At 70.8% G+C, this 16929-nt stretch carries 15 protein-coding genes, 1 tRNA gene and 1 riboswitch; of the genes, 6 read left to right on the top strand and 10 right to left on the bottom strand.

Going from position 1 to position 16929, the window contains the following annotated elements; genetic code table 11:
* Position 1 precedes the first annotated feature (1 nt).
* Both Q1A87_RS04205 and ribB read right to left on the bottom strand, forming a co-directional pair.
* Positions 2–544, bottom strand: coding sequence for a 6,7-dimethyl-8-ribityllumazine synthase (locus Q1A87_RS04205; RefSeq protein ID WP_299647376.1), 543 nt, complete (start codon positions 542–544; stop codon positions 2–4).
* 4 nt (positions 545–548) lie between these two features.
* The gene (gene ribB / locus Q1A87_RS04200; protein ID WP_299647375.1) at positions 549–1670 is read right to left on the bottom strand and encodes a 3,4-dihydroxy-2-butanone-4-phosphate synthase; all 1122 of its coding nucleotides are present in this window, start codon (positions 1668–1670) and stop codon (positions 549–551) included.
* A 76-nt stretch (positions 1671–1746) separates the two neighbouring features.
* Between ribB and Q1A87_RS04195 the strand changes: the two genes are divergently transcribed.
* On the top strand, positions 1747–2151 hold the full coding sequence (locus Q1A87_RS04195; protein WP_299647374.1) for an NUDIX hydrolase: 405 nt from the start codon (positions 1747–1749) through the stop codon (positions 2149–2151).
* Positions 2152–2169: 18 nt separating this feature from the next.
* Here Q1A87_RS04195 and Q1A87_RS04190 read toward each other — a convergent pair whose 3' ends face one another.
* Positions 2170–2727, bottom strand: a complete 558-nt coding sequence (locus Q1A87_RS04190) for a hypothetical protein (protein WP_299647373.1) — start codon at positions 2725–2727, stop codon at positions 2170–2172.
* 99 nt (positions 2728–2826) lie between these two features.
* Positions 2827–3429 (bottom strand): riboflavin synthase, encoded by a 603-nt coding sequence (locus tag Q1A87_RS04185; RefSeq protein ID WP_299647371.1) that lies wholly within the window; start codon positions 3427–3429, stop codon positions 2827–2829.
* A 115-nt stretch (positions 3430–3544) separates the two neighbouring features.
* On the opposite strand from Q1A87_RS04185, the gene Q1A87_RS04180 reads away from it, so the two are divergent.
* From Q1A87_RS04180 to Q1A87_RS04170, 3 genes are all read left to right on the top strand, one after another.
* The gene (locus Q1A87_RS04180) at positions 3545–4828 is read left to right on the top strand and encodes a capsular biosynthesis protein (protein ID WP_299647369.1); all 1284 of its coding nucleotides are present in this window, start codon (positions 3545–3547) and stop codon (positions 4826–4828) included.
* A gap of 83 nt (positions 4829–4911) precedes the next feature.
* Positions 4912–6051 carry a polysaccharide biosynthesis/export family protein gene (locus Q1A87_RS04175; RefSeq protein WP_299647367.1) on the top strand — a complete coding sequence of 380 codons (1140 nt, stop codon included), beginning with the start codon at positions 4912–4914 and terminating at the stop codon, positions 6049–6051.
* Between the two features lies 1 nt (position 6052).
* Complete coding sequence (locus Q1A87_RS04170; protein ID WP_299647365.1) at positions 6053–8017, top strand: capsular polysaccharide biosynthesis protein; 1965 nt, start codon at positions 6053–6055, stop codon at positions 8015–8017.
* On the opposite strand, the gene parA is transcribed toward Q1A87_RS04170, so the two are convergent.
* The 5 genes from parA to gcvT form a co-directional block, all read right to left on the bottom strand.
* Positions 8014–8652 carry a ParA family partition ATPase gene (gene parA / locus Q1A87_RS04165; protein ID WP_299647363.1) on the bottom strand — a complete coding sequence of 213 codons (639 nt, stop codon included), beginning with the start codon at positions 8650–8652 and terminating at the stop codon, positions 8014–8016. The two genes, Q1A87_RS04170 and parA, sit on opposite strands and share 4 nt — an antisense overlap.
* An 81-nt stretch (positions 8653–8733) precedes the next feature.
* Positions 8734–8809 (bottom strand) — tRNA-Ala (locus tag Q1A87_RS04160).
* A 54-nt stretch (positions 8810–8863) separates the two neighbouring features.
* Positions 8864–11692 carry an aminomethyl-transferring glycine dehydrogenase gene (gcvP, locus tag Q1A87_RS04155; protein WP_299647361.1) on the bottom strand — a complete coding sequence of 943 codons (2829 nt, stop codon included), beginning with the start codon at positions 11690–11692 and terminating at the stop codon, positions 8864–8866.
* A 120-nt stretch (positions 11693–11812) separates the two neighbouring features.
* Positions 11813–12172 (bottom strand): glycine cleavage system protein GcvH, encoded by a 360-nt coding sequence (gene gcvH / locus Q1A87_RS04150; RefSeq protein ID WP_299647359.1) that lies wholly within the window; start codon positions 12170–12172, stop codon positions 11813–11815.
* Between the two features lie 11 nt (positions 12173–12183).
* Positions 12184–13293, bottom strand: a complete 1110-nt coding sequence (gene gcvT, locus Q1A87_RS04145; protein WP_299647357.1) for a glycine cleavage system aminomethyltransferase GcvT — start codon at positions 13291–13293, stop codon at positions 12184–12186.
* Between the two features lie 110 nt (positions 13294–13403).
* Positions 13404–13490, bottom strand: a riboswitch (glycine riboswitch).
* Between the two features lie 43 nt (positions 13491–13533).
* Here gcvT and Q1A87_RS04140 point away from each other — a divergent pair.
* Entirely contained in the window at positions 13534–14067 is a 534-nt protein-coding gene (locus Q1A87_RS04140) for a gamma-glutamylcyclotransferase family protein (RefSeq protein WP_299647355.1), read from the top strand.
* On the opposite strand, the gene Q1A87_RS04135 is transcribed toward Q1A87_RS04140, so the two are convergent.
* Entirely contained in the window at positions 14030–16201 is a 2172-nt protein-coding gene (locus tag Q1A87_RS04135) for a protein-disulfide reductase DsbD domain-containing protein (RefSeq protein WP_299647353.1), read from the bottom strand. The genes Q1A87_RS04140 and Q1A87_RS04135 overlap by 38 nt on opposite strands.
* Here Q1A87_RS04135 and Q1A87_RS04130 point away from each other — a divergent pair.
* Positions 16200–16925, top strand: a complete 726-nt coding sequence (locus Q1A87_RS04130; protein ID WP_299647351.1) for a DsbA family protein — start codon at positions 16200–16202, stop codon at positions 16923–16925. The two genes, Q1A87_RS04135 and Q1A87_RS04130, sit on opposite strands and share 2 nt — an antisense overlap.
* The last annotated feature ends 4 nt before the right edge of the window (positions 16926–16929 follow it).

Below are 16929 nucleotides of genomic sequence, written 5' to 3'. Positions count from 1 at the left end.
ATCAGGCGACCGTCGGACCCTTGGTCGCCGCGTCGTGCAGGAAGCTGCCCGGACGGAACCCGACGCCGCGTTCGGGCTTCCCCATCCGCTTCTGCAGCGCGATCAGGTGCAGCGCGGCCTGCGCGGCCGCGCCCGCCGTGTCGAGGCGCTCCGCATCGGCGCGCTCCTCGGCCTGCTCCATGTTCTCGACGGTGATGATGCCGTTGCCGATGCAGGCGCCCGCGAGGCCGAGCGTCGCGATCCCACGCGCGCTCTCGCCCACCACCACATCGTAATGCGAGGTCCGTCCCCGGATCACGCAACCGAGCGCGACATAGCCGTCGTAATCCCCCTGCCGATGCGCGATGCCGATCGCCGTGGGGATCTCGAGGGAGCCGGGCATCTCCACCGTCTCGTGCGTGGCTCCCGCCTGCTCCAGCACGGCGCGTGCGGATTCCAGTTGCCGAGCCGAGATCGCGCCGTAATAGGGCGCGATCACGATGAGGACCTTCGGCGCTTCCTCGAAGGTCGGCAGCTTCAGCTCGTTGTCGGAATGTCCCGCCATGCCCTCAATCCTCCGGAATGGGCCGCGTGCCCGTGATCGTCAGCCCGTAAGCGTCGAGGCCGACGATCCGAGGCTGCCCGGAATTCGTCAGCAGCGTCATCTCGTGGATGTTCAACGCGGCGAGGATCTGCGCGCCCAACCCGTATTGCCGCAGCTTCTGCGGGCTGACCCCGCCGCCCTGGTCGAGCTTCATGTCGGTATCGCGCAGCAGGACGACGACGCCGCGCCCCTCGGCCGCGATCACGCGCATCGCGCCGATCAGATCGCTCTCCCCGATGCCCAGCGCGTCCTCCAGCGGGTTCATCGCGTGCATCCGCGCGAGGACCGGCCCGGGCGCGGTCAGGTCGCCCTTCGTCAGCACGATATGCTCCGCGCCCTGGGTCTCGTCGGTGAAGACGCGCATCAGCCACTCGCCGCCGAACCGGCTCGTCACCGGCCGCGACGCCGTCTGGTTCACGAGATTGTCGTAGCGCCGCCGGTAGGAGATCAGGTCGCTGATCGTGCCGATCTTGAGTCCGTGGCGCTGCGCGAAGGCGACGAGATCGGGCAGGCGGGCCATCGACCCGTCCTCGTTCATCACCTCGCAGATCACGCCGGACGGGTTCAGCCCGGCCAGCCGGGAAATGTCGGTGGCCGCCTCGGTATGGCCCGCGCGGACCAGCACGCCGCCCTCCTTGGTGCGCAGCGGAAAGACGTGGCCCGGCGTCGCGATGTCGGCCGCGCCCTTGGTCGCGTCGATGGCGACCGACACGGTGCGGGCGCGGTCATGCGCGCTGATCCCGGTGGAGACGCCCTCGCGTGCCTCGATCGACACGGTGAAGGCGGTCTCGTGCCGCGAGGAGTTCTGCGACGCCATCAGTGGCAGGCCGAGCGCGTCGATCCGGTCGCCGGTCAGCGTCAGGCAGATCAGCCCCCGCCCGTACGTCGCCATGAAGTTGATCGCGTCGGGCGTGGCCATCTGCGCCGGGATGCAGAGATCGCCCTCGTTTTCGCGATCCTCGTGATCGACCAGGATGAACATCCGTCCGTTGCGCGCATCCTCGATGATTTCCTCGATGGAGGAGATCACGTCGCCGTATTCCGACTCCACGGGGCCGGGCATCTCGAAGGGGATCGGGTCGGGCATGGGCACCTCCAGTCTTGTCCGGATGTAGCGTCGGGATACCGGATGTGCCAGTGCGGGCACGGGGAGGGCTACGTGCATGACGTCACATCCGAAGTTGGGCGCGCTGGCCGTCGTGCCGCGGGACGGCCGCGTATTGCTGGTCGCGCGGGCGAAATCGCCCAATCGCGGGCTCTGGGGCTTTCCCGGCGGTCATGTCGAACTGGGCGAGACCGGGCTCGAGGCTGCGGCGCGCGAACTCGCCGAAGAGACGGGCGTTGTGGCCGCGCCGCTCCGCTATCTCGGCAATATCGACCTGATCGTGCGGGAGGGCGGAGAGGTGGCCCATCACTACCTTCTCGCCGCCGTCCTCTGCGAATGGCGATCCGGTGAGCCGGTCGCGGCCGATGACGCGCTCGACGCCCGCTGGGTCGCACCCGACGAGATGGCGGCGCTGCCGCTCACGCCGAATGTCGACCGGGTGCTGGGCTGGCTCGACGGATGATCGCGGCGTCGGCTCCACTCATTCGGGCGACCCGAAATAGACTTCGCCCCGCACGTATCCCGCGGCACGCGCCGCCGCGCACCAGCTCGCCTCGAACGAGGTCTCCCCGATCATCAGCACGCCGTCCGCCGGCAAGGCGTGCCGGACGAGCGCCGTGCGCAGCCGGTCGCGCATGACGGACCAGCGCTCGTCGAAGCGCGGCGCGTCCTCGGCCCAGTCGAGCGGCTCGGGGGCGGTGGCGGCGAGCGGCGGATGCACCAGCACGCCCCGCACCGCCGCGACGTCGGCGAGCTTCGCCGCCCGCGCCGCCTCGACCTCGGCCCGCCGGATCATGCCGAGCGCGTTCGACGAGAAGAGCAGCGCCACGATGTCCCGACCCGACGCGGCCCGCACGCCCGCATAGGTCTTGTAGGACAGACCCAGCGCGTTCGCCTGGCGTACGCGCATCCGCACGACCTCGATCGGCATCGCCTTCCCGATCAGATCCGCCCGCGCCGTCCGCCAGAGCACCAGACGACTCGCGTATCCGTCGAGATCCTGCCGTGAATTGTGTCCGATACCGGGGGTCTGAGTCATGGGCGCGCTCCTTCGAGCGCGATCACCGCATGCGCGCCGCCGGAGCGCAAGGGCCACCCCGCCCCTTCTTCTTGGCCAAAATACTTGAACCCGGCCGCCCTAGGCCGCCAACTCCGCAAGCCGGGCGACGTAGCGGGCGAGCGTGTCGATCTCGAGGTTCACGAGGTCGCCGACCTTCGACGTTCCCCAAGTCGTCGCGGTCTGGGTATGCGGGATCATGTTGACCCCGAACCGCGCGCCCTCGACCTCGTTCACGGTGAGCGAGGTGCCGTTGAGCGCGACCGAGCCCTTCGGCGCGATGAAGCGCGCGAGCGCCGCCGGGGCCTCGAAGACGAAGCGCTTCGACTCGCCCTCCGGCGTGATCGAGACGATCCGCGCCTTGCCGTCGACATGGCCCGACACGATGTGCCCGCCGAGCTCGTCGCCCACGCGCAACGGCCGCTCCAGATTGACCCGGCTGCCGGTCTCCCAAGTCCCCAGCGCCGTTTTCGACAGGCTCTCCGCGCTCACATCGACGTCGAACCAGCCGCCGGTCGCGTCGGTCCCGCGATCCACCACCGTGAGGCAGCACCCGTCGCAGGCCACGCTCGCGCCGAGGTCGAGCCCGTCCGTGTCGTAGGCGGTGCCGAGCCGCACGCGCAGGTCGCCGCGCCGGTCGAGCGCGCGGACGGTGCCGATATCGGTGACGATGCCCGTGAACATGGAGAACCCTCCGCAATGATCGGCCCGTGCTAGACCCGTGGCATCCCTGCCGCAAGGGCCGGGCCACGCGCCGACCCCTCTTCCTTTACGCTTCGTCAGGTGAATAGCTGCACCGATGACTCCTTCGCGCCGGTTCCTGTTCCTTCAGGGTCCACACGGACCCTTCTTCCAGCATCTAGGCCGGCTTCTCACAGCCGCCGGATGCGACACGAAACGCGTCGGCTTCAACGCGGGCGACGCCGCCTTCTGGTTCGACCGGGCGAGCTACCTGCCCTTCGACGCGCCTTTGGCCGATTGGCCCGCCGCCTGCGCCGGGATCATGGACCGCGAGGGCATCACCGACCTCGTCCTCTACGGCGACACCCGACCCATCCATGCCGAAGCGATCCGCCTCGCCCGCATCCGGGGCCTGCGCGTTCACGTCTTTGAGGAGGGCTACCTCCGTCCCTGGTGGGTCAGCTACGAGCGCGGCGGCGCCAATGGCAATTCCCGCCTGATGGAGATCGCGGTGCCCGAGATGCAGGCCGCGATCGCCCCGCTCGACCCCGACCTGCCCGACGCGCCCGCCCGCTGGGGCGACATGCGCCATCACGTCTTCTACGGCATGCTCTACCACGGGGCGATCCTGGCCGGCCCGCACCGCTACCGGGCCTACCGGTCGCACCGCCAGATCGGCGTCGGGCGCGAGTTCCGGCTCCATCTCGCCCGGCTCCTGACCATGCCCTGGGCCTCGATCGAGCGACGCCTCGCGACGCGTCGCGTGACCCGAGGGGGGTTTCCCTATCATCTGGGCCTGCTGCAGCTCGCGCACGACGCGAGCTTCCGCGCCCATTCGCCCTTCGCGTCGATGACGGAGTTCCTCGACACCGTCGTCGAAGGCTTCGCCCGCGGCGCCCCCGCGCATCATCACCTCGTCCTGAAGGCCCACCCGCTCGAGGACGACCGCGCGCCGGTCCGGGACACGATCCGCGCGCTCACCGCCGGGCACGGGCTAACCGGCCGCGTCCATTACCTCCGCGGCGGCAAGCTCGCCGGTCTCCTCAACGAGGCGCGCTCGGCCGTCACGGTGAACTCCACTGCCGCGCAGCAGGCGCTCTGGCGGGGCTTGCCGGTCCTCGCGCTCGGACGGTCGGTCTACGACAAGCCCGAATTCCTGAGCCGCCAGAGCGTCGCCGATTTCTTCGCCGACCCGCATCGCCCCAACAGCCGCGCCTATCGCGCCTACCGACGCTACCTGCTGGAAACGAGCCAGATCGCCGGCGGCTTCTATTCCGCGCGCGGGCGGCGGCAGCTCCTGCGGCAGGTGGTCGACATGATGCTCTCCGAGCTCGACCCCTATGACGAATTGGCAACAGGTCGCCCCGCGCCGCGACAGAACTTGAAATTGGTGTCCGGGTGAGACAACGTGGCGCCGGCCGAACACCGGAAAAACCGGGGGGCCAACGCCCTGAACCGGGGTCGAGCGGACAGCGAGGCAGGCACGTGAGCAGATCGGCATCGAGCGGGGCGAAAGCGGTCGCTCTCACATTGATCCTCGTCCTCGTGAGCGGCTGCGGTGCGATCCCGCGCTCGGGTCCGAGCAAGCGCGAAATCTACGCAGGCTCCGTGTTGCGCGAAGGGGATGCCTTCGTCGTCGGCGTCACGCCCCGCGTGATCGCCGCAACCGCCGTCACGCCGGCCCTCGGCTTCAGCGCGGCGTTCCGGACCGCCCCGCCCATCGGCACCGACACGATCCGTCCGGGCGACACGCTCGGCCTCGTCATTTACGAGAACGTCGAGGACGGGCTGCTGGGCGGCACCGGCGCCTCGGCGATCAACGAGGTTCAGGTCGACAGCTCCGGCATGATCTTCGTTCCCTATGCCGGCCGGCTGCGCGCCGCCGGCAACACGCCCGAGGCCCTGCGCCGCATCATCACGACGCGTCTGGCGGAACAGACGCCCGATCCGCAGGTCGTGGTGCAGCGCGTCGCGGGCGACGGGGCCACGGTCAGCATCGTCGGCGGCGCGGCCGGACAGGGCGTCTATCCCATCGAACGTCCGACCCGCACGCTGACCGCGATGATCGCCGCGGCCGGCGGCGTCGCCGTCGATCCGGACATCGCGCGGGTCAGCGTGACCCGCGACGGGCGGACCGAGACGGCCTATCTCGCCGACCTCTACCGCGATCCGGGCGCCGACATTGCGCTGCGCGACGGCGACACGATCTTCATCGAGGCCGATCCGCGGGCCTATACCGTGCTCGGCGCGACCGGCGGGCAGAGGCGGCTCGAATTCGAGACCGAGGTGCTTTCCGCCGTGGAGGCGCTGGCGCAGGTCGGCGGGCTCGACCCGTTGCGCGCCAATCCGACCGGCGTCTTCGTGCTGCGTAACGAGCCCGAGCCGATCGCCCGCGCGGTGCTCGGCCGCGACGACCTGATCGGCACGCAGCGGATGGTCTACGTCCTCGACCTGACCGCAGCCACGGGCATGTTCGACGCCCGCGACTTCGTGATCCGCGACGGCGACACGATCTACGTGACCGAGGCGGGGATCGTCGGCTGGAACCGGTCCATCGCGGCGATCTTCGGTTCGCTGGGCCAGCTGACCCGCGCGGCGAACACGGCCGGGGCCGTCGGCAACTGACGTGACCGGCGCGCCGGAGGGTCCGGCCCCCGGCCGGATCGTCGCACGCTACGTCACCGGCGGCTTCCTGTCGCCCCGCATCCGCCGCATCGCGGAACTCTCCGGCATCGACCTGCGGCCCGGCCTGCCGCGGACCGGCGAATGGGTCGCGGTCTGGGGCCATGCGCGCACCTCCCGGCGGGCCGAGGCGGTGGCCGCGGGACGGGGCGCGCCGGTCCTGCGCTTCGAGGACGCGTTCCTCCGCTCCCTGCATCCCGGTCGGACCGGCGGACGCGCGGATGGCCCACTGGGGCTCGTCATCGACCGACGGGCGGCGCATTTCGACGCGAGCCGACCCTCCGATCTCGAGACGCTGCTCGCCACGGATCCCTTCGACGACGGCGACCTCATGGCCCGCGCCCGCGCCGCGATGGCGGAGATGGTCGCCGCGGGCGTCACCAAGTACGCCGCCACGCGGAACGATCCGGCCCCGCCGGATCCGGGCTACGTGCTCGTGGTCGATCAAACGCATGGCGATGCGTCGATCGCGTTCGGCGGCGCAACAGCCGACACGTTCCACGAGATGCTTCGGGTCGCGCGTGCGGAGAACCCGGGCGCCCGCGTCGTCGTCAAGACACACCCCGCCGGGTCCGGCCACTACACGGAGGCCGACGCCGTTCACGGCACAACGCTGGAGACGCGCCGCCTTCCCCCCGCGACGCTCTTTACGGGGGCGACACGGATCTACACGGTGAGCAGCCAGCTCGGGTTCGAGGCCATCCTGCACGGGCACCGTCCCGTCACCTTCGGGCAGCCGTTCTGGTCCGGCTGGAGCCTCGACGACGCGCGGCGGCCGGTCGATCGGCGGCAGCGCCAGCTGACGCGGACACAGCTCTTCGCCTGCGCGATGCTGCTCTATCCGCGCTGGTACGACCCGCACCGCGACTGTCTTTGCGACGCGATCGACGTGATCCGCATCCTCGAGGCCCGCGCCCGCGCCTGGCGGGAGGATCGCGAAGGCTGGTCCGCACCGGGCTTGCATCTGTGGAAGCGCGCGCCGGTTCGCCGGTTCCTCTCGGGTCGGGTGACGTATCGCGCCGATCCCGCCCGCCGGCCTCTCGTCTGGGGAATGGCCCAGGCGCCTGCGAAGGCGACGCGGATCGAGGACGGATTCCTGCGCTCCCGCGGCCTCGGCGCCGATCTGGTCCCGCCCCTGTCCCTCGTGCTCGATGGCCGGGGCCTGTATTACGACCCGTCCCGGCCCTCGGATCTCGAGACCGCCATCACGCAGGCCGCGACGTTGCCGCCCGAGGCCCTGACCCGCGCGCGGGACCTGCGCCGACGCATCGTCGCGCTCGGCCTGTCGAAATACAATCTCGGCGCGGCGGTCCCGGCCCTGCCCGACCGGCGCGTGATCCTCGTGCCCGGTCAGGTCGCCGACGACGCCTCCATCCGCTTCGGCACGTCCGGAGTGGCCGACAACGCCGCGCTCCTCGCCGCCGCCCGGCGCGCCAATCCCGACGCATTCCTCGTCTACAAGCCGCATCCCGATGTGGAGGTCGGGCTACGCGACGGAGCCATCGACGCATCGGAGGCCGATCTCGTCGCCGTCCGGGCCGATCCGGTGGCGCTCATCGCGGCGGCGGACGAGGTCTGGACGATGACCTCGCTCACCGGGTTCGAGGCGCTGCTTCGGGACGTGCCTGTCGTCACGCTCGGCGCGCCGTTCTATGCGGGCTGGGGACTGACCCGCGACCTCGGGCGGATACCGCCCCGCCGGCGCGCGCGGCTATCGCTCGACGCCCTCGTCCACGCCACCCTGATCGCCTACCCCCGCTACTTCGATCCCCTCACCGGGACGGCCTGTCCGCCGGAAGTCGCGGTGCACCGGCTGGCACACGGACCGATCCCCCTTCCCGGGCGGATCAACCGCGCGCTGGCAGCGGCCCAGCGTATGCTGGCCGGGCGGGCAAGGCTCTGGCGCTAGCGCTCGAGCCGGGCGAGGATCTCGTCGACCAGCGCCGACACTTCCGCCGCCGCGACCTTCGCGCCCGGGTATTCGCAGACCCCCTGCCCCGCGCCCATCGCCTCGGCATAGGCCACGCGGTTGGCGATGACGCTCTCCGCCGCGTCGGCCTCCAGCTTCGACAGGGCCGCGCGGATCGAGGCCGTGAGGTTCGTGCCCGCCCGTGCCCGGTTCATCACGACGAAAGGCAACTTTCCCTCCCGCGCCGCGAGTTCCAGCACGCCTTCGGTCGCCCAAAGATCGACCTGGCTCGCCGTGACGGGGACGACGATCATGTCCGAGGCCTTCAACGCGGGCCGCAGGTCGCCGTCGATCTTGGGCGGCGTGTCGATCAGTACGAAGTCGTGGCTATCGCGGTACTTGCCGGCCTCGTAACCGATCCCCCAGGCCGAGGACGTCGAGAAGGTCAGGTCGCCCCGGACGCCGTCCTCGCGGTCGTAGCGGGTCATGAACCAGCGCCCGAGCGAGCCCTGCGGATCGCTGTCGAGCAGCGCGACGCTCCGCCCCCGCGCGGCCAGTTCGGCAGCGACGTTCGCGGTCAGCGTCGTCTTGCCGGACCCGCCCTTCTGCTGGGCGAAGGTGATGACGGTGGCCATGGCGTCCTCACGCTGCAATGCGGCACGAGCGTGCTGCATTGGCTGTGCAACGTCAATGCGTCAGCTGAACGTCAAGGAAGATGGTGGAGCCGAGGGGAATCGAACCCCTGACCTCGTCATTGCGAACGACGCGCTCTACCAACTGAGCTACGACCCCAACGGCGCCCCATATGGCCGGGGTCGGGAGCGCCGTCAAGCGTCCCCGCGCCTTCTATTCCGCCGCCTCGAGGTAGTCCTCCACCGGCGGGCAGGTGCAGACCAGGTTGCGGTCGCCCGCGACGTTGTCGACGCGGTTCACCGGGGGCCAGTACTTGTCGACCCGGAACGCGCCCGGCGGGAAGCAGGCGGCCTCGCGCGAATAGGGCCGGTCCCAGTCGCGGACCAGATCCTCCATCGTGTGCGGCGCGTTCTTGAGGGGGTTGTTCGCCGGGTCGATCTCGCCGCGCTCGATCGCGGCCACCTCCTCGCGGATGGCCAGCATCGCGTCGACGAAACGGTCGAGCTCGGGCTTCGGCTCGCTCTCGGTGGGCTCCACCATCAGCGTGCCGGCCACGGGCCAGGACATCGTGGGCGCGTGGAAGCCGTTGTCGATGAGCCGCTTGGCCACGTCGTCCACGGTGACCTTGGCCGCGCGGTCGAACGGCCGCGTGTCGAGGATGCATTCATGCGCCACCCGGCCCCGCCGGCCCTTGTAGAGCACGTCGTAGGCCCCGGCGAGCCGGGCGGCGATGTAGTTCGCGGACAGGATCGCGACCTTCGTGGCCTGCGTCAGCCCCGCCCCGCCCATCATCATCACGTAGGCATAGCTGATCGGCAGGATCGAGGCGGAGCCGTAGGGCGCGGCCGAGACGGGCATCGTGCCCCCCGTCTCCGGATGGCCCGGCAGATGCGGCGCCAGGTGCGCGCGCACCCCGATCGGCCCCATGCCCGGGCCGCCGCCGCCATGCGGGATGCAGAAGGTCTTGTGCAGGTTCAGGTGGCTCACGTCGGCGCCGATCTCGCCGGGCTTGGCGAGGCCGACCATCGCGTTGAGGTTCGCTCCGTCGAGATAGACCTGCCCCCCGTGCCTGTGCGTGATCTCGCAGACCTCACGCACGCTGTCCTCGAAGACCCCGTGGGTGGAGGGATAGGTGATCATGCAGGCGGCGAGGTCGTCGCCCGCCGCCTCCGCCTTGGCGCGGAAGTCGTCGAGGTCGATGTCGCCGTTCTCCGCCGCCTTGACGACCACGACTTTCATCCCCGCCATCTGCGCCGAGGCCGGGTTGGTGCCGTGCGCGGAGGTCGGGATGAGGCAGATGCGCCGGTCGTCGCCGCGCGCCCTGTGATAGGCGGCGATGGTCAGCAGCCCCGCATATTCGCCCTGCGCGCCGGAATTGGGCTGCATCGACATCGCGTCGTATCCGGTGATCGTGCAGAGCCGGGCCGACAGCTCCGCGATCATCTCGGCGTAGCCCACCGTGTCCTCCGTCGGTGCGAAGGGATGGATGCGGCCGAATTCGGAGAACGTCACCGGCATCATCTCGACCGCAGCGTTGAGCTTCATCGTGCAGGAGCCGAGCGGGATCATCGCCCGGTCGAGCGCGAGGTCGCGATCCGCGAGACGGCGCATGTAGCGCATCATCTCCGCCTCGGCGCGGTTCATGTGGAAGATCGGGTGGGTCAGGTAGTCCGACCGCCGCTTGAGCTCGGCCGGAATGTCGGTGCGCGTGGCCGCGACCTGCGCCTCGATCCCGAAGGCGCGCAGCACGCGGGTCAGCACGTCCCCGTCGGTCAGCTCGTCGCAGGCGATGCGCAGGCGGTCCTGACCCACGCGGCCGAGCGTGACACCCTCCGCCCGCGCGGCGTTCCAGATCACCCCCCGCATCGCGCCGACATGCACAGTGAGCGTATCGAAGACCGGCCCCTCCGCCACGTCGAACCCGGCCCCCGACAGCGTGTCGCGCAACGCGACCGCGTGGGCATGGACATGCGTGGCGATGTGGTGAAGCCCCTTCGGGCCGTGGAAGACGGCATAGAAGCTTGCCATGACGGCCAGCAGCGCCTGCGCGGTGCAGACGTTGGAGGTCGCCTTCTCGCGCCGGATATGCTGCTCCCGGGTTTGCAGCGCGAGGCGGTAGGCCTTGTTGCCGTGGCTGTCGACGGAGACGCCGACGATGCGGCCCGGCATCGTGCGCTTGAGCGCGTCGGCGCAGGCGAAGAAGGCCGCGTGCGGGCCGCCGTAGCCCAGCGGCACGCCGAAGCGCTGCGCGGAGCCGACGGCGATATCGGCCCCCATCCCGCCCGGCTCCTTCAGGAGGCAGAGCGCCAGCAGGTCGGTCGCGACGATGCCGATGGCCTTCGCGTCGTGCAGCGCCTGCATCTGGGGCGTCAGGTCTCGCAGGCCGCCCAGCGTGTCGGGATACTGGAAGATCGCGCCGAACACGGCCTCCGGATCGAGGTCCTCGACCTCGCCCACCACGAGCTCGATGCCGAGCGGCTCCGCCCGGGTGCGCATGACCGCGATGTTCTGCGGATGGCAGCGCGCGTGGACGAAGAATCGCGCCGCCTTCGATTTCGCCGCACGCTGCGCCATCACCATCGCCTCCGCGCAGGCGGTGGCCTCGTCGAGGAGCGAGGCGTTGGCCACCGGCAGGCCGGTCAGGTCGGAGACCATCGTCTGGAAATTCAGGAGCGCCTCGAGCCGGCCCTGCGCGATCTCCGGCTGGTAGGGCGTGTAGGCCGTGTACCAGGCCGGGTTCTCGAGGATGTTGCGCTGGATCGCCGGCGGCGTGACCGTGTCGGAATAGCCCTGCCCGATCATCGCCGTCGTCACCCGGTTCTTTGCCGCCAGATCGCGCATCCGCGACAGGATCGCGTGTTCGGTCATCTGCGGCCAGGGCAGCGGCTCGGCCTGCCGGATGGACCTGGGCACCGTCTCGTCGATCAGCGCGTCGAGGCTGTCGCAGCCGATGACCTCCAGCATCTCCGCCATCTCGTCCGGGGAGGGGCCGATATGGCGGCGGTTGGCGAAGTCGTAGGTGTCGTAATCGGTCAGGGGCATGAAACGATCCTCGGTCTGCGGCGCGGTCGGGGATCGGCAGGCTCGGCCCCGGGTCGGGGCGAGCGTGACGGCCGCGCCGCGACCGTCACCCTGCCGAAAGTCTCACGAGGATGCCGGCGGTCAGTCGGCCACGAACTCGGCGTAGCCGTCCTCGTCCATCATGTCGTTCATCTCCTCCGGCGTGGTGGTCGTCATCCGGAAGAACCACGCGGCCTCGGCATCCTCGTTCACGAGTCCGGGATTGTCGGCCAGCGCCGCGTTCACCTCGACGATCTCGCCGTCGAGCGGGGCAAGGATGTCGGAGGCGGCCTTGACGCTCTCGATCACCACGATCTCCTCGCCCTTGGTGATCGTGCGGCCGACCTCGGGCAGCTCCACGAACACCACGTCGCCAAGCTGCGTCGCGGCGTGTCCGGTGATGCCGACGGTGACGACACCGTCCGAATCCTCGAGCCATTCATGTTCTTCGGTATATTTCATCGTATCCTCTCTCAGCGCCGATAGCGCGGCTGGTAAAAGGGCAGTTCGGCAATCGTGACGGGCAGCCGTCGACCGCGCAGATCACCATAAAGAACGGACCCGACCGCCGTGCCAATGGGGACGTAGCCCATCGCGACGGGTGCGCCCACCGTGGGGCCAAACCCACCCGAGGTCACGGTGCCGCAGGGCGCCGTCGCCTCCACGCTTTCGTAGAGCATCACGCCTGCCCGCATCGGCGCGCGGCCCTCGGGGCGCAGGCCGACGCGGATGCGCCGCGGGCCTTCGGCGAGCTCGGCCAGGATGCGATCCGCGCCGGGGAACCCGCCCGCCCGGTCGCCGCCGGCGCGCCGGACCTTCTGGATGGCCCAGCCGAGCCCGGCCTCGACCGGCGTGATCCCGGCGGTCAGGTCCTGCCCGTAGAGCGGCATCCCCGCCTCGAGCCTGAGCGAATCGCGTGCTCCGAGGCCGATGGGCATGACCCCCTCCTGCGCGAGCAGCGCGCGGGCGAAGGCGTCGATCCGTTCGACCGGCACGCTGATCTCGAACCCGTCCTCGCCGGTATAGCCCGACCGGCTGATCCAGAGCGTCGCGCCCTCCCAGTCGAAGGTGGCGACGTCCATGAACCGCATCCCGGCGGCGCCCGGCACCAGCGCCGCCAGCGCCCCCTCCGCCGAGGGGCCCTGCAGCGCCAGCAGCGCGCGGTCCTCCAGCATCTCGACCGAGTGGTCCGGCAGGCCCTTTCGAAGGATCTCGAGGTCGAGATGCTTCATCGCGCCGTTGACGACGAGCAGCAGGTGATCGCCCCGGTTGGCCACCATCAGGTCGTCGGCCACACCGCCATCGGGGAAGGTCAGGACCCCGTAGCGCTGCCGCCCCTCGGCGAGCCCCGCCACGTCGACCGGCACGAGCGTCTCCAGCGCCGCCGCCGCCCCGTCGCCGCGGACGACGACCTGGCCCATGTGGCTCACGTCGAACAACCCGGCCTTCGCCCGTGTATGCAGGTGCTCGGCCATCACGCCGGCGGGGTACTGGACCGGCATCGAATAGCCCGCGAAAGGCACCATCCGGCCGCCGAGTTCGGCGTGCAGGCCGTCGAGCGGCAGGGGAATTGGATCGTCCATGGCATCTCCTTCGGACCTGCGCCCGCGCTCCGATGCCCCCTCTGTCCCGTGCGCCTGAGATCGCTATCCCTTCGGCGGACCCGCGCGGGGCCTCTCTCCAGAGTCGTTCGTCGCGCGGCCGGTCCGTTCGCCTGAGAGTTTACCGGGGCGGTTGCTCCTTCGGCCCTGCCTGGGGCAGTGTCTCCCGGGTCGCGCGAAACCCTGATAGGTGGCGCGGCACAACTCACGCAAGGGGAAAAGATGCACCGCTTCTTCGGCTACGGATCGCTCGTCAATCGCCGCACCCATCTCTATCCGGGCGGCCGGCGCACGACCGTGCGCGGCTGGCGGCGCGCCTGGCGGCACACGGCGTTCCACCACGCGCCGTTCCTGACCGCCGTGCCCGACCCGGAGAGCGAGATCGACGGTCTGTCGGCGGAGGTGCCGGGCGGCGACTGGAAGGCGCTCGACGCGCGGGAGACGGGGTATCTGCGGCAGGCACTGCCGGAAGGGCCGTCGATCTACCACATCCCCGATGGCCTGCATCCCGAGCCGGAGGCGGAGCTGCCGATCCTGCTCAGCTACCTCGACGTCGTCGTGCAGGGCTACCTGACCGAATTCGGCGAGGCCGGCGTCGCGCGCTTCTTCGAGACGACCGACGGGTGGGAGGCGCCGATCCGCAACGATCGCGCCACCCCCGTCTACCCGCGCGCGCAGACCTTGACCGAGCACGAGACGGCTCTGGTAGACGACTGGCTTAGCCGGGTGCGCCCGGTCGAGCTCCCGCACGGCTGATCGCGTCGAGCACCGCCGCCTCGGTCAGGAGCTCCGGCAGCAGGAGGCCGTCCGGCGCGCCGGGCCCGTAGACCGCGTCGAACGGGATGCCGAAACGATCGTTGGCCTTCAGGTATGCGGCGATCGCGTCGTCGGGGCGGGTCCAGTCCGCCTGCAGCGCCACGGTTTCGGAGAGGGCCTCGGCCACCGTGTCGCGGGTGAGCACGAGGCTCTTGTTGGCCTTGCAGGTCAGGCACCAATCGGCGGTCACGTCGACGAAGACGGTATTGCCCCGCGCCACCTCCTCCGCGATTCGGGCTTCGGCGAAGGGCTCCCACCCGGCCTCGACGGCGCGGTCCGCCTGCGCCGGCGGCAGGCTCGCCCCGGCGAGGACCAGCGCGGCCAGTCCCACCCCGCCTGCCTGCCACGCCCGAGTGCCGAGCGCGAGCGCGGCGAGCATCACCGCCGCCAGCCCGCCCACGACGAGCGCCATCCGGAGCCCCGCCGCGCCGGCCAGCACGGTCAGAAGCCAGAGCGCCGTCAGCAGGAGCAGCCCGCCCAGCGCCATCTGCACCTGCCGCATCCACCGCCCCGGTCGGGGCAGTCGCCGGATCAGCGCGGGCCATGCCGCGACCGCCAGATAGGGCAGCGCGAGGCCCGTCCCCATGGCGAGGAACACGGCGAGCGTCCGCGCCGCCCCGCCGGTCAGCGCGTAGGTCACCGCCGTGCCGATGAACGGCGCCGAGCACGGCGTGGCCATCACGGCGGCGAAGGCCCCAGTGGCGAAGTCCCCGCCCCAGCCGCCGCGCGCCTCCGTCCGCGCCATCCCGGTCAGCGTGTCCTGACCGAGCCGGACCTCGAAGAGGCCCAGCATGTTCGCTGCGAAGAGCGTGATCAGCCCGATCATCAGCGCGAGGAAGGCGGGGTTCTGGAACTGCACGCCCCAGCCCACGGCGTAGCCCGCGCTCCGCAGGCCGATCACCGCCACCGCCAACGCGCCGAAGAAGGTCAGCACCCCGGCGGCAGCGGCGAGGAACCCGGCCCGCACCCGCGCCGGCGCCCGGTCCCGCGCCTGCAACGCCGCGGCCAGCTTGATCGACAGGACCGGCAGGACGCAGGGCATCGCGTTCAGGATCAGCCCGCCCAGCATCGCCACGAGCAACACCCGCCAGAGACCGTCGCCGACGGCGCTCCCCTCCGGCGCGGGCGGCGTGTCGGAGAGCGTCAACGAAACGGTCGCGGCCCGGTCGCCGTCGACCAGTGTCAGCATCGGCGTGCCCTCCCCCGTGCCGGCCACCGGGAAGCGCGCCCAGAGCCGCCGGCCGCCGTCGGAGAGCGTGATCTCCGGCGCCCCGAACGCGGCGTAGGCGCCGTGCTCGGGGAACAGGTCGGGGTTGGCGAAGGGCTCCGTCGCAATGGCGGATACCGTCAGAGCCGTGTCGTCCAGATGCGCGCGCTCGACCGCGATCCCGGCCTCCGCCCCCGATCCGGGCACACGCGCGGTCCAGTCCGCGAGCAGGTCGGCCGAGACGGCGTCGAGCCCGCCGCCCGCGGGCAGGTCGAGCGCGAGCGTCAGCGTCTCGGGCACGCAGATCGCGGCGCAGACCAGCAGGTCCAGCCGCAGGTCCAGCCGCGCCGGGGCGCCCGGTTCCGCGAGCGTCACCGTCAACGGATGCAGGACGTGCTCCGAATAGCCGAAGTTCTGGATCTCGAACGCTTCGAAGCGCTCGGGCGCAGGATAGGCCAGCGCCACGTCGGCGACGTTCTCCGACCCCTCCCAGGAGATCGCGGGCGGCAGGCCCACCTCCCCCGGGGAGCGCCAGTAGCTGTGCCAGCCCGGATCGAGCGTGAGGTCGAGCCCCGCCTGGACCCTGGCCATGCCTTCGCCCACGCCATCCTGCGCCGTCAGGAGCCGCGCGGTGACGGCATTGCCCCGCGCGACGTCCGATTGCGCCGCGCGCAGCGGGGCGGCGAGGCAGACCAAGCCCGCGAGGATCAGGAAGACGAGGGACCGCAGCATCGCGCACGGATCTACGCGACCCGCCTCCGGCGCGACAGACCCCGCCTTCGCGCTGACGGGAACGTGACCGAAGACGCTTGCCTTGCGCGGGCGTGCGGGCCACCCTGCCGCCGCATCCATCGCAGGAACCGCCATGACCCGTCTTCTCGCCGCCCTGACCGCCACGACGCTCCTCGGCACCCTGCCCGTGCCGGCGCAGGAGTTGACGGAGGAGCGGGTGAAGGAGCTCGTCCTCGAAGCCATCCTCGAGAACCCGCAGATCGTCATGGACGCCGTCACCATCCTGCAGGCGCGCGAGGCCGAGGCCGCCGAGGCGCAGGCGCAGGCGGCGATGGGCGAGAACCGCGACGCGCTGGAGCAGGACCCGAACGCGCCGGTCCTGGGCAACCCCGAGGGCGACGTCACCGTGGTAGAGTTCTTCGACTACAACTGTCCCTATTGCCGCCGGGCGGCGAGCGAGGTCGCGTCGCTGATCGAGAACGACGGCGACGTCCGGATCGTCTACCGCGAATGGCCGATCCTAGGCGAAGGCTCGGTCTTCGCCTCACGCGCCGCGCTGGCCGCGCGCGAGCAGGACAAGTACGCCGAGCTTCACGAGGCGATGCTGGGCGCGGAAGGCCGCCTCGACGAGACCTCGGTGATGCGGATCGCGGAAGAGGTCGGGCTCGACACCGACAAGCTGCGCACCGACATGGAGGCGCCGGAGGTGCAGTCGCATATCGACATGTCGATGGCGCTGGCCCAATCGCTCGGCTTTACCGGTACGCCGAGCTTCGTCATCGGCGAGAACCGGGCGCCCGGCCTGATCGACGCCGAGCAGATGCAGGCCATGATCGAGATGGTCCGCGAGGACGGCTGACGCC

The sequence above is a fragment of the uncultured Jannaschia sp. genome (assembly GCF_947494055.1).
In the GTDB taxonomy this organism is placed as follows: domain Bacteria; phylum Pseudomonadota; class Alphaproteobacteria; order Rhodobacterales; family Rhodobacteraceae; genus Jannaschia.
The sequence above is the reverse complement of the archived record's forward strand: the minus strand, read 5'-3'. Positions and strand labels throughout refer to the sequence as shown.

Coding starts and splice junctions, on each gene's coding strand:
- ribB (WP_299647375.1), bottom strand. CDS start 1,670: ATGCCCGACCCGATCCCCTTCGAGATGCCCGGCCCCGTGGAGTCGGAA.
- Q1A87_RS04135 (WP_299647353.1), bottom strand. CDS start 16,201: ATGGCGGTTCCTGCGATGGATGCGGCGGCAGGGTGGCCCGCACGCCCG.
- Q1A87_RS04190 (WP_299647373.1), bottom strand. CDS start 2,727: ATGACTCAGACCCCCGGTATCGGACACAATTCACGGCAGGATCTCGAC.
- Q1A87_RS04195 (WP_299647374.1), top strand. CDS start 1,747: ATGACGTCACATCCGAAGTTGGGCGCGCTGGCCGTCGTGCCGCGGGAC.
- parA (WP_299647363.1), bottom strand. CDS start 8,652: ATGGCCACCGTCATCACCTTCGCCCAGCAGAAGGGCGGGTCCGGCAAG.
- gcvH (WP_299647359.1), bottom strand. CDS start 12,172: ATGAAATATACCGAAGAACATGAATGGCTCGAGGATTCGGACGGTGTC.
- Q1A87_RS04140 (WP_299647355.1), top strand. CDS start 13,534: ATGCACCGCTTCTTCGGCTACGGATCGCTCGTCAATCGCCGCACCCAT.
- Q1A87_RS04180 (WP_299647369.1), top strand. CDS start 3,545: ATGACTCCTTCGCGCCGGTTCCTGTTCCTTCAGGGTCCACACGGACCC.
- Q1A87_RS04130 (WP_299647351.1), top strand. CDS start 16,200: ATGACCCGTCTTCTCGCCGCCCTGACCGCCACGACGCTCCTCGGCACC.
- Q1A87_RS04185 (WP_299647371.1), bottom strand. CDS start 3,429: ATGTTCACGGGCATCGTCACCGATATCGGCACCGTCCGCGCGCTCGAC.
- gcvP (WP_299647361.1), bottom strand. CDS start 11,692: ATGCCCCTGACCGATTACGACACCTACGACTTCGCCAACCGCCGCCAT.
- Q1A87_RS04205 (WP_299647376.1), bottom strand. CDS start 544: ATGGCGGGACATTCCGACAACGAGCTGAAGCTGCCGACCTTCGAGGAA.
- gcvT (WP_299647357.1), bottom strand. CDS start 13,293: ATGGACGATCCAATTCCCCTGCCGCTCGACGGCCTGCACGCCGAACTC.